General features: G+C 29.9%; 7 protein-coding genes. 2 read left to right on the plus strand and 5 right to left on the minus strand.

Annotated elements, in window-relative coordinates:
* Nucleotides 1–296: 296 nt before the first annotated feature.
* The 5 genes from EYW44_RS15010 to EYW44_RS15025 all read right to left on the minus strand — a co-directional run bounded on the left by EYW44_RS15010 (nt 297) and on the right by EYW44_RS15025 (nt 13,642).
* Complete coding sequence (locus EYW44_RS15010; protein ID WP_165872236.1) at nt 297–8,978, minus strand: LamG domain-containing protein; 8,682 nt, start codon at nt 8,976–8,978, stop codon at nt 297–299.
* 30 nt (nt 8,979–9,008) lie between these two features.
* Nucleotides 9,009–9,533 carry a hypothetical protein gene (locus tag EYW44_RS15015; RefSeq protein ID WP_132724505.1) on the minus strand — a complete coding sequence of 175 codons (525 nt, stop codon included), beginning with the start codon at nt 9,531–9,533 and terminating at the stop codon, nt 9,009–9,011.
* A 14-nt stretch (nt 9,534–9,547) separates the two neighbouring features.
* Nucleotides 9,548–10,927 carry a hypothetical protein gene (locus tag EYW44_RS15020; RefSeq protein ID WP_132724507.1) on the minus strand — a complete coding sequence of 460 codons (1,380 nt, stop codon included), beginning with the start codon at nt 10,925–10,927 and terminating at the stop codon, nt 9,548–9,550.
* An 829-nt stretch (nt 10,928–11,756) separates the two neighbouring features.
* The gene (locus EYW44_RS22280; RefSeq protein ID WP_165872237.1) at nt 11,757–11,930 is read right to left on the minus strand and encodes a hypothetical protein; all 174 of its coding nucleotides are present in this window, start codon (nt 11,928–11,930) and stop codon (nt 11,757–11,759) included.
* Between the two features lie 74 nt (nt 11,931–12,004).
* On the minus strand, nt 12,005–13,642 hold the full coding sequence (locus EYW44_RS15025) for a tetratricopeptide repeat protein (protein WP_165872238.1): 1,638 nt from the start codon (nt 13,640–13,642) through the stop codon (nt 12,005–12,007).
* Nucleotides 13,643–13,812: 170 nt separating this feature from the next.
* On the opposite strand from EYW44_RS15025, the gene EYW44_RS15030 reads away from it, so the two are divergent.
* Both EYW44_RS15030 and EYW44_RS15035 read left to right on the plus strand, forming a co-directional pair.
* Nucleotides 13,813–14,667 (plus strand): hypothetical protein, encoded by an 855-nt coding sequence (locus EYW44_RS15030; protein WP_132724511.1) that lies wholly within the window; start codon nt 13,813–13,815, stop codon nt 14,665–14,667.
* Nucleotides 14,668–15,131: 464 nt separating this feature from the next.
* Nucleotides 15,132–15,890, plus strand: a complete 759-nt coding sequence (locus tag EYW44_RS15035) for a response regulator transcription factor (protein ID WP_132724513.1) — start codon at nt 15,132–15,134, stop codon at nt 15,888–15,890.
* The last annotated feature ends 24 nt before the right edge of the window (nt 15,891–15,914 follow it).

Raw genomic sequence — 15,914 nt, forward strand, 5'->3', positions numbered from 1 at the left:
AAAACTATAATTTAACTTTTTTTTAACTTTTAAAACAGGTTTAAAATTGAATTAAACTCCTTTGTTTAAGTTAAATTTAACTTTAAATTTACTTTTTGTTTGTTTTTTAACATAAAAAAGATTTAAAATATTCTTTTTTAACTTTTTTAACATAAATAATGTTTCGAGGGTGTTTTGTTAGATAAAAAGATGTTTTAACAATTCTGTTTGTGTAAAATAAAATTATGTTAACGTTTATATTCATAAAAAAACCACCTTTTTAAAAGGTGGTTTAAATTTTAAAAGCTTTAAACTGTTTATTTAAAAATAACTTTTAATGTTATGCTACTGTCAGAACTTTTTAGATGACATAAATACATCCCGTTTGGAATTTTCATTAAACGAGTATCTGTAGATCTATCTAAAATTACTGATGTGCGTTCGTTTTCTTGTAGTTTACCAGAAAATAATGTTGCAATTTCAGTACCGTTAAGACTTACTAAGTTTAACACATAGTTATCTGTAGTTATTGGTTGCATATGAATAGTTGCTATTTCACCAACAGGATTGTTGTCAATAGTTAATATGTTTCCAGAAATATCAGATTGATTTGAATCTGAGACATATAAAGGATAGCTATTTTCCAACTTACCTATGAATTTATTTTTAGAAAATGACAAAGTGTTTTCAATATCAAAAGTTTCATCATCAGCAATAACCTTGAAATTTATGGTTTCTTTATTGCTTCCATAAACAGTCATAAAATAAACAAAGCTATCTTCTTGTTTAACAGCTTTTGCTATCCCTCTATATTTATCATTTGATTCTGCAATAACAATATATTCTTTATCAGTATCTATGTTATCAGCAACAATTTTTGCAGTAACAGACATAATAAAAGGATATTTTGTTCCCTCAACCTCAATACCTTTTGCTTTAGCATCTTTTAAGTATTTAGTATCTAACGCATTTTTATCAGTATTTTCTGATGTTACATCGTCAAAAGACATTGTTCTTGAAGCTACACTATTTGAAGTAGTAACAACACCAGAATAATTTAAAGTACCTGGATTCATCATTTTAATACTATAAGACTTGTTTGGTATTAAATGTGTTAAAGTACCTTTCCATCCTTCTGCAGTAAATTCTGAAAAACCTTTTCGTCCTGAAACTTTATCTCCAATAGAAAATTTATTTGATAAAGAACGTAAAGCATACGAGGTGTTAAACATTACATTAGGAATATATCCTACATAGTTGGTTGCATATCCGCCATTAATAGTAATGTTTGTATTCATAGGAGCATCAGTACCTTGAATAAGCATTAGTTTATCACTTGCAGATTTCACTTGATATCCTTTGGTATAATCTAATTGTTGAAGAGTACCACTAGCATCTCCTGTAGCTGAGAATGAAGTGATTTCACTTCCAGATAGTTCCATAATTTGATCACCTTCTTCCATACCTTTTATACGATTAATATCTAAAATAGAGGTTTGAGGATTATTGATTGAGTTGAAACTTACCCACTGATAACCTTGTAATAAAGGAATTCTTTTTACGATAGTATCACCAGTTTCAAACAATACAGGTGTAATAATATTTCCTTCAGAAGGAGTATCACCAATAGCATAAGTTTGTTGTAAACCAATGTATTCTTTACAATGAGAATCATCCCACACATGGAAATATAAATCACCAGACTCACCTACATTATAAAAGACATCTAATAAAACAGTTGGTTTATTATTGATCATAGAAACGCTACCTTTTCCTCTAACTTCATTGTTAAAATAAGCAACTATTACATCGTTGGTATCTTCTGAAATTTCACCAGCAATGTTTAATGTTCCTGTAAATTCCTTTTTAAAAGGGAAGTTAGAGGCATTAAATTCATAATCAGGGGTTTCACAATTAACATCTAATGTAAGTTTAAAATATTCGTAACCAGTTCTAGTACCAGTTTCACTATAGGTAATTACACCAATATTATCGTAAAAAACACCTTTGTTTAAATAAGCTGAAGTACTGAAATTTAATGTTTTTTCAAAACCAGCTTCAATAGTTATTTCATTACCAACAGTAACATTTGTACACTTTAACCAATCTGGTAAAGATTGTAGTTCAAAAGTTGTATCAGTACCTCCATTATTGGTAAGTGTTGCAGAAAAACTTGTAGTATTTCCAACTTGTTGAGAAGCATTAATATTGGCTTTGTTCCAGTTAGTATTATTCTTATTAATGGTAAATGACCAATTATGACCTTCAGTAACATTACCGTCTACACCTTTGATAGAGCTATTACTAAGTATGGCAGTTAATTTAGCTCCTTCTAAGAAGTATTCTTGAAAGTTTAAAGGCGTGATAATAATTTCATTATTGTCAACATTTGTGTTTACTTCAATAGGAATGTCTTGTATTAATTGTTCAATAGATAAAGGAGCTGCAAAATCACCTTCAATCCAAGAAATACCATTTTGAGTACTACCACTAGTATTACCAGTGAAATCTCTAACACCTTCTTGGAAACCATCTACTTCTAAAGCAATATTATCAAATACATAATACGCCATTAATTGATCTTCGTTTCCTAATAACTGTTTATCTTTAAAAGAAACAATTTGACCGTGTGAACGTGCTTTATTCCAAATTCGTAATTCATCTATTAAACCTAAATATCCTTCATTTTGATCATTAGATCCACCAATAATTAAATCATTAGTATTTAATTGAATATTTTCATTAGATACATTATATGCAACATCAGAGTATACCAAAGTACCATTGAAATAGAAGTTTATGTTATTATATCCATCATATACCATAGCTACGTGAGTCCATTCATGAAGAGGTAAGCTTGCAGTAATATTTCCACCTAGTCCTTCTTTATATACTAACTTTCCATTTGCATTTAACCCTAAACTATAGTTGCTACCCTTTTCAAATAGATTTACTGTTCCGTTAACTGGATATGCAGTTGGATTTATCCAAAATTCTGTAGTGAATGCACCAGAAAGATTTAAGAAGTCTCCGTGTGGAACGGTAATAATATCTGTAGGTACATTAAACTCTGCTGATATTAATTTTTTGGGTAAACCTCCTAATGTACCTCTTAACGAAATATTTAAAGAAGTAAGTGTAGTAGGATCTAAAGGTTTGTTGTAAACAGCAGTAATAGCTCCGTCAGTTAATATTCCTCCTTCAATAGGATTCGTTTCTAATAATAATGGAGCAGTTCTAGATACATTTCCATACACATAAGGAGTAGGTGTATTTCGCCTCCAAACTTCAGTTCCTAATCCACATACAGGTACAATTCTAAAACCATAACCACCATTTACCAATCCAGATACATCAACAGAAGCTTTAAAAGCATTGTGAGTATCGCTATACATATTCTTTAACTCTTCAACCGTAATTGTTTTTAACAAAATAGGCGTATTGTTATCAGCTAAAGCATATTCTATTTCTACAGCAGTTAAACTATCAGGAAGTACTACTTCGTCATTTTCAACAGATACACCAGAAAGCGTGAAAACAAAATCTTGAATATTATTGTTCGATTGATTAATCACCCAATTTTCTTGAGGACTATTCATAGTCGTTTCTTTAATACAAGGACCATGGAACTGAGCAGTCAGATATAAAGCATCAATACTTTTAACTCCTGCATCTTCGTATACACTAATGTTATGATCATAATCTAAATCAGTATGTCCTTCACAAGGTACCGCAAATAATAACTCCAAATCTTTGTATTCAACATACGAATCTGTTTCATTGTCTGGCATTGTTACTTGTACAGTAACATCATATTCTTGTTTAATACCAGTAGGAGAGGTATCATCTGGTCCAAACCAGTAAGAAATAGTGTTACCATTTAACTTTTTACCACCAACTGTAACAATAGCTCCAAGCGGATTGGTTTCTGTTGAAAGAGAAAGCTCGTAGGTTTTAGGTGAATCTGCATTCCCCGCTGTTTGCGTATTTCTCAGTTTTACTTGGTATTCTAATGTTTGACCCACTAATCCATTAGCAATGGTTTTTTCTGAAGAAATTTCTACACCTGTTCTAATTTGTGTACCACGCTCTGCCGGACAAGAACTTTTTCCTGCTAAAGTTTTAAAAATAGGTACTCCATAATTTGGGTCACGTCTTATTTCTAAAGCAAAACGATCACCAGCATCACCATCTGTCAAGGTATATTGTACTAAGGTATTTGTTTCATCAGTAATTTCGAAACCACCACCCAATGCAGTGTTTACCGTATTGGTATATTCAAACTCAGAACTAACACCACCGACAGTTCCGTCTACTTTTGTTTTATATCCAAAATCAAAGGTCGATTGAAAATCTGCGCCATTGGTATCAGTATCAGCAGTGGTAATGTTTCTAGTATATACTGAACCACCACCATCAAAACTTCTGTTTTTATCAAAGTTTTTAAATTGCTTGTAATCATTCCAATCATATTTACTTTCATCATATTCATCTAACTTTTGATCAAGTTCAGAAAGAAATGCGTAATCTTTCAAATATGCATAATCTGATCTCTTATACAAGTTTAAAGCAAAGTCGTTATTAATTAAAGCAGCACTCCATTTTCTTACAGAGTTTTCATACGACTGAATTTTTTTATCGTCAGTTTCGCTCTCTATAGATTTTAATAAATTAGGAATCATATCTTTTTTAATATCATAATAGGTATGTGAAAAAGAATTATCTATTTTATTATTTAAAACTTGAGCATTAGAGCTGTATTGAACTTCACATGCGTCACTATCGTAAGCCAATGTTTCACCAGTTCCAACAGTTATTAAATATCCTGTTCCAATAAATAAATCAGCTTCTTTACCAACAATATTTTCAGTGCTAGAAGTACTAAACTCTTCCGTGTTTTCAGTTTCTGTTACAGTACTACCATTATACGTTCCTAAAGCACTAAATTGAACATCTACTCCAGTTGAGACTTTGGCTTTAAAGGCAGTAATAGAAGTACCAAAACCTAATACAGTAGCCACTAAGTTTTGTCTATGCTCTAAACCTAATTGATTACTAAGTGTACCTGTGTATCCTAAAGCAGCATTCCATTTACCTGTAGTAACTGATTTAGTTCCTTTTTTAAGAGTAGCACTACTTCCATCACCAGGAGGGTCGTGTAAAACATAGTTTATAACAGGATCAGCAATAGTAAAATCACTATTGTTCATTCTTGCTCCAGTAATTAACCCTTTTAAAGTTTCAATTTTACTGCTATCATTTTTCATAGCCTGAATTGTAAAACCTTTTGTATGTGGAGTCATAAAATTAGGAGCAGCAGCAAAAGAAGCTAATACCGCATGTCCATTTACGTCTGTTTTTCCTTGAGCAGAACTAGCACCATCAGCTAATTTTAATAATCCACCTGTAAAATTAACTGTAGCCTCTTCGATCATACATTTTTGATCTCCATATTGTTCAAATATAGTTGCTTGAAGTAATACAGGTGCACCTTCGTTAAATACATAGAAGTCTTTACCACAAGCTTTTTCTAAAAGGTCGAAATCACTTTCAACTAAGTCTTCTAAAGGAGTAGTAATTTTATCTTCTTTTACTTGATATACATTCAATTCAATAGATAAAGGAGCTCTGTATTCAAAATCATAAGTAGCCCAACCTTTGGTAATATCTATGTTTGAGATACTTCTAGTGATAGTTGTATCGTTTACATTGGTAATAATCACTTCATATTTTCCAGGAATAAGACCATCTACCATAAATACTTTGTTCTCGTTATCAAAATTACTAGCTGTAATTTCTTTTGAGAAAGCAGGAGTAGCATCACTATCAGTTCTTGTAATTGTTCCTGTCCATGCTCCAATAGTATTTTCGCAAGGGATAACTATATTTCCTACAAAACCAAATCGATCTTTCATTTCAAAATCTACTTCAGTCATTGGATCAATAACATTTAAAGAATACAAATGACTACCTGCTTGAGGATTGTATCGAGATGTAGTAGCTACATATTCATACTTGTATTTTTTTGAATAGGTTATGATCTCTGAATTGCTGATAGTTGCAGCATCATTTAAAACTAAATAGTTGTTTTTACCAGCTACAGTTTTAGATAAAGTTCTGTTTCCTTTTTCTTGAGCAAAATCGAAAGATAATTCTAAGTGATCAGCATCTCCATCAATAATATCACCACTTTTGATAGCTTTTAATTCAACTTCAGAATAAGAAGTGTTTCTAAATTCTACCAAGGTCATAGGAGATAAGTTAGATGCAGTTGCAGTACCACCATTATCTGTGCTTGCTCCTAAGTATAACCAATCATTATTAAAAGTAGGAGCGCTTATCATTCCTGATTTGTAAGTATCATTTACCAACAAACCTAATTCACCCGTATCAGCAATACTTACAGCGAAAAAAGAGAAAGAGCTAGGATTGTTTAAAGCGGTTTCTTTTTGTAATTGATCATTGTAAAATACTTGAATTAAAGTATTGTTTTTTAAAACAACTTCTAATTGATCCCATTGTAGTAATGTTTGTTTTTCAGGAACAAAACTTGGGTAGGTAACAGACACAAAAGGTTTCACAAATCCAGAGATCGTAATACCGTTGTCTTTATAGTTAATAGTATTTTTAGTAACAGCATAACCACCACTTGTAATTGTATTGTCTGCTTCTACAGGAGAAAAATCTAAACTATTTAAACTGTTGTTATTTGTTAATTCAGGATTAAAAACTTCAAAAGTATGTAAGCCTAAAGAAGATGAAACACTATATACACCATCTTTATTACTTAATAAACCATCTGCAGAACCTAATAATGGTTGCCCATCAATAGCTAATCTTCTTCCAGCAGGTACAGGATACTTGTTTTCACCTTCAATATATAAGATTCTACCAGCAACAGGTAAATTAGAAATATCAGTGAAGTTAGCTACTTTACTATAATCTGCAACCAAAGAAGATTGTTTTATAATTGCACCAACTGTAGATGGTTTAAACTCATGAATAGGTTTAATAGCTCTAGCAGTGTAGGTGTATTTATCATGTGTACTGTAAATAGCACTGAATTCGTAACTACCATTAGCATCTGTATACGCTACATATTTTAAAGCTTTAGGTTGCTCTTTGTAAACTAAAGTAGATGTTTGTTCTATTTTTCCTACATAGCTACCTTTTGAAACTGAAGCACGATTATAAATAGCTTTAGTATCATTAAGGTCCATAGAATAGGCTAGTAGTAAATCTTGTTCATCTGAATCAGCTATATAAGCAGCATATTTTTCAATTTCATCAAGATTTTTCTTACCCTTCCATACTCTAAATTCATCCACTAAATACGTATGTGCAGCAGCTTGATTGATATAAAAATTATAATCGTTAGAGGTAGAACTCCAGTCAAAAGCAGTAGCATCAGTACCTACAAGTACTTCATCTTTGTACACATTAATACCATCGTTTCCAAAAGCATATACATAGTGATGCCACTCTGTGTCGTTAGCTCCTAATGGAAAAGTTTTAACAATATTATTATTAAACTGAATGCTAGTTGATACATCTGTATTACTAGAAGTATTTATTGCAATTGAAGTATTACCCGATTGAAATACTTTGTTGGTTCCTCTTCCTGTAGTAGTTCCGTTCTTATACCAAAATTCTATAGTAATATTATTGTTATCAGTAATTAATTTACTTTCTACAAAACTAATTTTAGGTGAATTTGCAGCAAACTCTAAGGCACTACCATTCGTTGCTGTATATGCATTAACAGCATCTGTGTTGCTTGGATCAGGTTCGTTTAAATTAATTTCAATAGTTACATCTTTAACATATACTTCTGATTGTGTTTTTACAACTCCTGTAATGGTACCGTTTGGAAAAATGAATCCAGTATTACTACCACTTTTAGGGTTTGGTGCATCTGTATTGTCACCCACTATCGTATACGTATATATTGTTCCTGGTAAGGCTCCTTTATCCGTAAAAAATAACTGTTCTCCACTATTTTTTGTGATATTGTCTTTAGTACCTATTTTACTTCCATCTCTGTAAATATTATAATAGGTTAAATCACCAACATGAAACCATTTAAGTTCCACTTTATCAGAAAAAGCACCTTTAGAAGCACTCACAATAATTTGATCTAATTGGCTAATAGGATTCTCTATTTCACTATTAATGAAAGCCAATGTTTTATTACTGCTATTACTTGTTAGTTTTGAGGCTATTTTTCCGTAAGCAGGATAACCATCTTGCTGAATTGTGTTTAACCAATGCGTTGAGGTAAGCTCAGGCATATATTGATTTGTAGGTTGTTCTTCAGCATCTCCAGAGAAATTAGCTACAAGTCCTTTATTTATTTGATCGTTTATGATATTACCTGTGTAGTTATAAAAAGAAGTATATCTATTATTAAATATTTGCTCTTCTTGTCTTTTTACATTCCAAGCTTTTACTTCAGCTAAAAAGATTTCTTGATTAGCACCTCCTTTTGTAAAATATAAATCGTAATTATCAGCTATTTCAATAGCACTAAATGTTTTCACTTTATAACCATCTACATGTAAATCTATATTAAATGAATTAGGACCTAGTTGATAAAACGTAAAAGCATAGTGTTGCCAAAAAGTACCTGTAATTGTTGCAGGAATATCAATAGGCTGTTGATCATTTAAATAATCACTGTTTAAAATTACGTTGTTACGGTGAATTTTAAACGTAAATCCTTTATTATTTAAGGCATCTGTGGTAAATAATAACGATTCAGAATCGTTTTTGAATTTTGTCCAAAATTCGATGGTTGCTTCGCCTAAATTTCCTTTATCCAATAACATAGATTTTAAACCTACATTAGTGTCAAAATTAGAAATATGACCCGAACTACTTGGCATTTTTAGTACCGATATATTTTTATTTGCAGTTTGTGCTATCAAATGCGTATTCAGAAAAAAGCAAAGTAGTATAATCCAGCAACAACTTTGCGCTGTAATTAATAGTTTTTTCATCATTTATGATTTTAAATGTGTATTAAAATTTTAGAATGTTTTTACAATTTTGCCGATTTTATATCGATAGGCATTACCCTTATCATCGTCATTACTCGACAAATTCCAACTAGCATTAGGAACATTCTTCATTGAAAGAACACCGTTTTGCATGTACACTACACTTTTGTCTTTGGTAGGATCACATAGTGCGATATAAGGATACCCGAAATATTGAATTTCCCATTGGTAGTTTTTAATATTTGTTTCTTCTTGTATTTCTCTAAAAACTAAATTGTTTCCTTCTCTCTTTAAAAACAAATTATTTTCTTGAGCAGAAATTAAAAAAACAGTAGCTGGATTATCTTCTGATTGCTTTATAATAAAAGCATCAAAATAAGTGTCTGGGGTCGTATTACTTTTTTCTGTTAATACCAATGAATTGGTTTCTTTATCTAAGTTTAAGACCTTTTTTTGAGCTCCTTCATCGGCATAAAATACGATAAGCTCTGTGTTTTGTGCAGTTATTCCTTGATACCAGCATAACACTATTAGTAAAAAATTAAATACTTTCATACGAGTGCTAATTTTTACTTTTGTTCTTTATTTTCAAGACGCTCTAAACGCTTTACTAAAGATTCAATAAGCTTATTTTGTGCTTTAATTTTATCTTCTTGATCTATCGTGTATAGTGTTAATTCTTCTACTTTTTCAACAAGCTTAGTAGTAATCATGTTCATGTCAAGACCAGAAGCTACGATTTCTTTTTCAGAAGGAATATTTGGTAAGTGCTTGTTCTTATTAATATATTCAGCAACTTTTTCAAGAGGCATTAAATCGTAGTTTTTATCAAAAACATAATCAGGGAAAGTACCAATGTTTAATACTACTTTGTTAGTTCTTAATCCACCACTAACAGAAAGTAATGAAGTATCTACAGTATCCGGAGCTAAATTGGTGTTCCCTATTTTAACCGTACCATTCTTGTTAATTCTAAAAACCTCTTTTGATGAAGTTGGACTTACATAACTGTAAAACACATGATTTTGACCTGATTGATATCTTAGAGTAGCACTATTTACACCGAAACCATAAAAATTATGATCGTTATTAGAAGCTTCATAAAGTACTATTTTTCTGTTTTTTGTAGATTTACTTAAGTGTAACTCTCCATTAGGTGAATTTGTTCCTATACCAACTTTACCAGCATTATTGATAACCATCTTATTTACATTTCCTACTCTAAAACCGATATAGCCATTATCTGTGTCTTTCTTGTTAATAAGTGTATGTTGTCCATTACTTTGTGCTATTAATGCGTAAGAATTTTTAGCTACTTGATCTTTATGCGCAAATCCAGCCCAAGCACTACCATGTCCTACATTACCTACAAAAGTACTCCCCATAAGAGCGTTATCTCTCACATGTAAATTCTGCAGAGGAGAAGAAACTCCAATACCTACTTTTCCATCTTTATTAATACGAAAGTTTTCTCTAGAGCTATTGTCATTTACTGCTGCATAGAAAACATGATGGGCATCAGATTGATATCTTAGTGTACTAGAGTTAATTCCGAAACCATAAAATTTATGATCGTTATTATTATTACCATGCCATAGAACTAACTTTCTGTTGTTTATGGTGTTTTTAAATTGTAATTCACCTAAAGGGTTAGTAACACCATTTAAACCGATATTACCACTATTTCTAATAGTAAAACGTTCTGTACCAAAAGTTTTATGGTCATTACTGGTAACAAATTGAACTGCTAATCTATTGGTGTAATTAGAAAGTGTGACACCTCTGTTGTATGTTTGTAATCTAAGTTGTCCCCAATTGTTAGACCTATCTTTGTTGACTACAAGAAGGTCTTTTTTATCACCCCAATCACCTCCTACAGATTGAGCAATAGCATTATAAGCGCTAAAAATTATTAAAGTTGCTGTTAAAATTAAATTTCTTTTTTTCATGATTCTAATTTTGAAAAGTTAATAGTTATTGATTAGTAAAAATTGATAGAATTGTAATTAGTAAAAACAATTCTGTTATAAGTATTTAGTTACGTTATTGTTTAAGTTTAGACACTAGTTTAGCATCCCAACTAGTTTTTAATAGTGTTAGGTATTAAATATTGAGAGCCTAAAAGCATTTTTGTTTAATATGGATTCTCCAATATTATAATGTTGCTTTTTTCTCTTTTAAAAAAGTTAAGTGTACAGATTAGGTGTACATAAACGGTATGTTGATTTTCGAAAATGTTTTACCGAGTCGTATGCTCGAGTTAAAAAGTAATGTAGTAGACAGCTTGCTTATAAATTTAGTTTTTATACAAGCTTTAAAAGCATCTTTTACAAGTATGAATTTGTAAAAGAAAAATGATAAAGAATTTGGATAGGTAGGTTTCATAATTAAGTTGGAGGTTGTTAAAGTTTGGTTTTAAATTCTGATACAAATTTCTTTAAAATTATTTATTGAAACAAACAATGTAGAGGTTGCAAAAGGGTTTCACTTCAGTAAAATCAATGCTTGTAGGTGTTTTTTGTCCGTTAATTGTCCGAAAAAAGAGCCTCTTTTTTTTATTGAATTTTATGATTTAGGAGTAGAGTTGGGGTGTCGAATTTTAGTTTTTGGGGTTGTAAAATATTTATTTCGGATATATTTTTTTAAAAACAAGCTACTTTTATTTTTAGGGGAGTGTGAATTTTTATTTCATAGTTTGATATTTACCAGTATAAAAAACCTCCACAGATTTGTAACAAACTGTGAAGGCTACGAATTAGTAAACAATACTATTTTTAATTAAAATCCATCTCCTGGAGTTTCTGGACTTGCTGCTTGTGCTTCTTTTGGATTCAAAATAAAGTAAGTGCTCAAAGCAGTAAAAGCTACATATTTGCCATAAACTCCTATTTTTTGAAGTGCTTCTTTTCTATTAAAAAGTTTTTTTGAGTGTGATTTTTCTTCTTTTTTCATTTGCTAATTCTAGTATTCAAACCACTTTAAAGTTCTCTTTTTTACATTCTGTTACCCAATTTTATACTATTTTTTTAAACTGCACTATTAATAAATTTAATAATATCTTCTTTAGAGGTTACTCCAATCTTTTTTCGAATACGTGAACGAGAAGATTTGATTGCTGAGATGGTAGAGTTTTGTAGTTTACTAATCTCAGTGGCATTTAAATCGAGCGTCATTAAACATAAAATTTCTTTTTCCCTATCATTTAATTTAGGGTATTTAGTATCTAAAGTAACTTTAAAATCAAAACTAACTTTATCTAAATAAGATTTCAAATCTGAATTAGTAACCACTTTTTCAGATAATAAAGAAGCTGTAAGGGATTGAAGAGATGTTTTTCGATCTTGTTCGCTTTCTAGTTTTAAAATAGATTTAATATCATTCAGTGTTTTATTAAAAATCTCTTGTTTGATAGAGTTTTCTACAACAGCATTTTTAAGTTCTTTTTCCTTGGTAACTAAAGCTAATTCTGCTTTTAGATTTTCTAGTTCTCTTTCTTGTAAACGTGTTTGAGTAAGACGTATTTGCTGCTTAGAATTTTTTTTGAATAACCAAAGAATAACACTGCTGAGTATGGCAATACAAATTAAAGCAATAAGGTATAGTTTCTTTTTAGAACTTTCATTTTCTAACTGTAAACGATTTTCTAGATTTTCTTTTTCAAATTTATGATTTAGTTCAAGAGTTGTAATTCGTTTAGCTTTTTCAATATCATTAATCGTATCGAAATATCTCATAGCAATCCGGTAGTCAGACAGTGCTTTTTTATAATCTTTTCTACTTTCTTGTAAGTTACTTCTACTATAGTATTGCTTTAACAACAAGTCTTTGTTCTTTAGTTTGTTAGCTAATACAATAGCGCTATCTAAGTAAGGTATTGCATCATCATATTTTTTCAAGGCATTGTACAAAACAGCAATATTTAAATATCCAATAGATAATTCGTTAAGATCAGTATCTCTTTTTAAAAGGTTAATATTTTCGTTATAAATAGCTATTGATTGATCGTATTTTTTTTGAGAAAAGTATATGGCCGCTATAGTTGCATTTGCTTTAGATTTTCTTATGTTAGAACAAGGAAGTTTTTTTGTTTTATTAATGTAATAAAATGCAGAATCTAAGTTTTTATTTAAGTAATAATTAACTCCAAGCATATGATATGATAAAGCTAAGTCTTCTATATCATTTTTTTTCTCTTTTATTTTTATGGCTTCTTTAAAATAATTTCTAGATTTTTCAAACTCACGCTGTTTTCTAAAAAACATGCCTAGGTTGTGAAGTGATAAAGATTTTCCTGCAGAATCTTGTAGCTTTTCACTTAAGTCTAATGCCGCAAAGTAGTTTTTTAAAGAGGCTTCTAATTGATTTTGTTTGATATTTATTATACCTAAATAATTAAGAGCAGTTACTTTACTTTTTTGAAAATATTTTTTGCTAGTTGATGAAGTGTTCAAAAAATCAATCACTTCATTTAGTACAATTTTAGCAGTATCTATATCAGATTTATAGCCTTGTTTTACGAACTCAATTTTATGATATATACGAGCCGAATCTGAAGTGGCTTTTTTAATGTTTAGTTTTAATTTGTTTAAGTTTTTTTGTTGGTTTTGTGCTATGGATATTGTAGTAGTTAATAATAGGATGAATAAGGTTAATCTTGTTTTCACTGAGGAATTATAAAATTTTTGTTGGTTAATTACAAGGCAAAAATACATTACAACTTTTTTGCAACCAAAATGAAACCTCTACAATACCTTTTTGACACCCCTATTTTTAATTTTAATATAAAAATGTGCTATAATTTTGATTGAAATAACTACTATAAAAAAAGATACTAATGTTACCTCTAATACAACAAACTACAGAATTGAATCAACTGATAATGGTAAAAAAGCCATATAATATTTTATTTGATGTATGTCTTACATCAAATGAGCATATTTCAGCTAAAGTTCAGAATGAATATTTAGAAGGAAATGAATTAGGACCAATTCTTTGTTCTGAAACAGGAAGACATTTGGCAATTTTAGGTTCTTTATTGTTGTCTCAAAAAAGCAGTGTTGAAAGCTATTATTTAGCCACTAGTGCAAAAATTAAACGTAAAAGTTTATCAACAAATGCTACAGAAATTTTTAATGTAGATGCAACTGTTATTTGTAGTGATAAACGAAAAGGAGAGATTAAGGGAATTGTTTCAGGTTCAGATACAACTTTTTTTGAAGCAATTATAGAGTATCAGGTTTTAAAAGTGCCAATTTTTCAAAAGTTATTTAAAGATCATTTTTATAAAGGAAAAGTTTTTAATGAAATAAGTCCGTATAGAAAAAGAAGGAAACTGACAGATATAGTGTTGAATGAAAATGAAATTACGGGTGTATATGGAACTATTTTGCCTAATGAATGTGAAGGTCATTTTAAAAACTATCCAGCTTTACCAGTAGCAATTATAGGAAATTTGCTAGGTGAGATAGGAATCGAATTATTTTTGGCTAAGAAAACTAATTTCTCAAGTGTAATTGTTATGAGTGCTGATATTAAAGCTAAAAAGCTAATTTTTCATGGTGAGTATTTAACTTTTAGGGGAGTTTTAAAAAGTACAAAAGCTGGTGTAACTCGAATTTTTTGTGAAGCTATTGTAAACAATAAAGTGATAGCAAATGCAGATTTTGAAGTAGTAGGAGTGGAGGAGTAGTATCAAAAAAAGAAGTTTAAAGTAATTATACTTTAAACTTCTTATTATAAAAATATTCAAAAACGCGCTCTCGTTAACTTATAAAATCATTGAAAGCGCAGGGAAACTCTATATTTACACATTCTACAAATTTATTATAGCATTAAAATTGTCCTAAAAACACAATGTAAGATTCTTCATGTTTTAGATATAACTTTGAATACTAGTAAAAAAAGTTAAATATGAATTTAGATGTACCTACAAAAGTAGTAGTTGCCGTATATAAAAAAATTACACTCGAGTGTAGTTAACAGTTTTTATTTACACTAGACTTTTAAAAATAGAAGGGGAGTACTTCTTTACTTTGAAACATTGTTTTTCTATGTAATTTGAGTAATGCTAAGAAAATTAAGAAGTAAAAACGACTATATTTGCAGTTCTTAATTTACCTCTGCAAAATATCTCTAAATACTAAAATCCCCGTTATGGCGAATATCAATGATTTTTTCCATAGCAAAAACAATGTTGACGAAATTTCAGAAGATGATCGAAAAAAAGCATTTGGTTATCTCGATTCAGTCAAGGCTTTTGCTAAAACTACTTATAAAAGTATTTACATTATAGATTACGAAAAAAAAGGTTTTGAATATGTTTCTGATAACCCTCTTTTTTTATGTGGTCATACTGCTGAAGAAGTGAAAGAAATGGGCTATTCATTTTATTTTAATCATGTTAGCGAATCTGATCTAGCATTACTTTTAAAAATAAATACTATAGGATTTGATTTTTATGAAGAAATTCCTGTTGAGAATCGAAAAAACTATACAATATCATACGATTTTCACTTGAAAAATAATGAAGGTAAAGAGATTTTGATCAATCAAAAGTTGACTCCTTTGTTTTTAACAAAAGAAGGTAAAATTTGGAAGGCACTTTGTATTATTTCTCTTTCTTCAGAACAAACATCAGGAAACATAAAAATTTTTAATACTGGTGATGACAAAGTTTATAAGTATAATTTAGAAAAAAGTTTTTGGGAAACTACAGAGAAGATAAAATTGACGAGTAGAGAGAAAGAAATTTTAAGATTTTCTATAAGAGGATTTGCTATTAATGAAATAGCTAAAGTACTTTTTGTATCTCCAGATACTATAAAATTTCATAGAAGGAAATTATTTGAAAAATTAGGAGTAGTTAATATTTCAGAAGCAATTTCATACGCAACAAATAATCAGCTTATTTAGTTTATAAATATCATGGAAATAACA

The organism is Tenacibaculum sp. M341 (assembly GCF_004337695.1).
GTDB lineage: Bacteria > Bacteroidota > Bacteroidia > Flavobacteriales > Flavobacteriaceae > Polaribacter.

Coding starts and splice junctions, on each gene's coding strand:
- EYW44_RS15015 (WP_132724505.1), bottom strand. CDS start 9,533: ATGAAAGTATTTAATTTTTTACTAATAGTGTTATGCTGGTATCAAGGA.
- EYW44_RS22280 (WP_165872237.1), bottom strand. CDS start 11,930: ATGAAAAAAGAAGAAAAATCACACTCAAAAAAACTTTTTAATAGAAAA.
- EYW44_RS15020 (WP_132724507.1), bottom strand. CDS start 10,927: ATGAAAAAAAGAAATTTAATTTTAACAGCAACTTTAATAATTTTTAGC.
- EYW44_RS15035 (WP_132724513.1), top strand. CDS start 15,132: ATGGCGAATATCAATGATTTTTTCCATAGCAAAAACAATGTTGACGAA.
- EYW44_RS15010 (WP_165872236.1), bottom strand. CDS start 8,978: ATGAAAAAACTATTAATTACAGCGCAAAGTTGTTGCTGGATTATACTA.
- EYW44_RS15030 (WP_132724511.1), top strand. CDS start 13,813: ATGTTACCTCTAATACAACAAACTACAGAATTGAATCAACTGATAATG.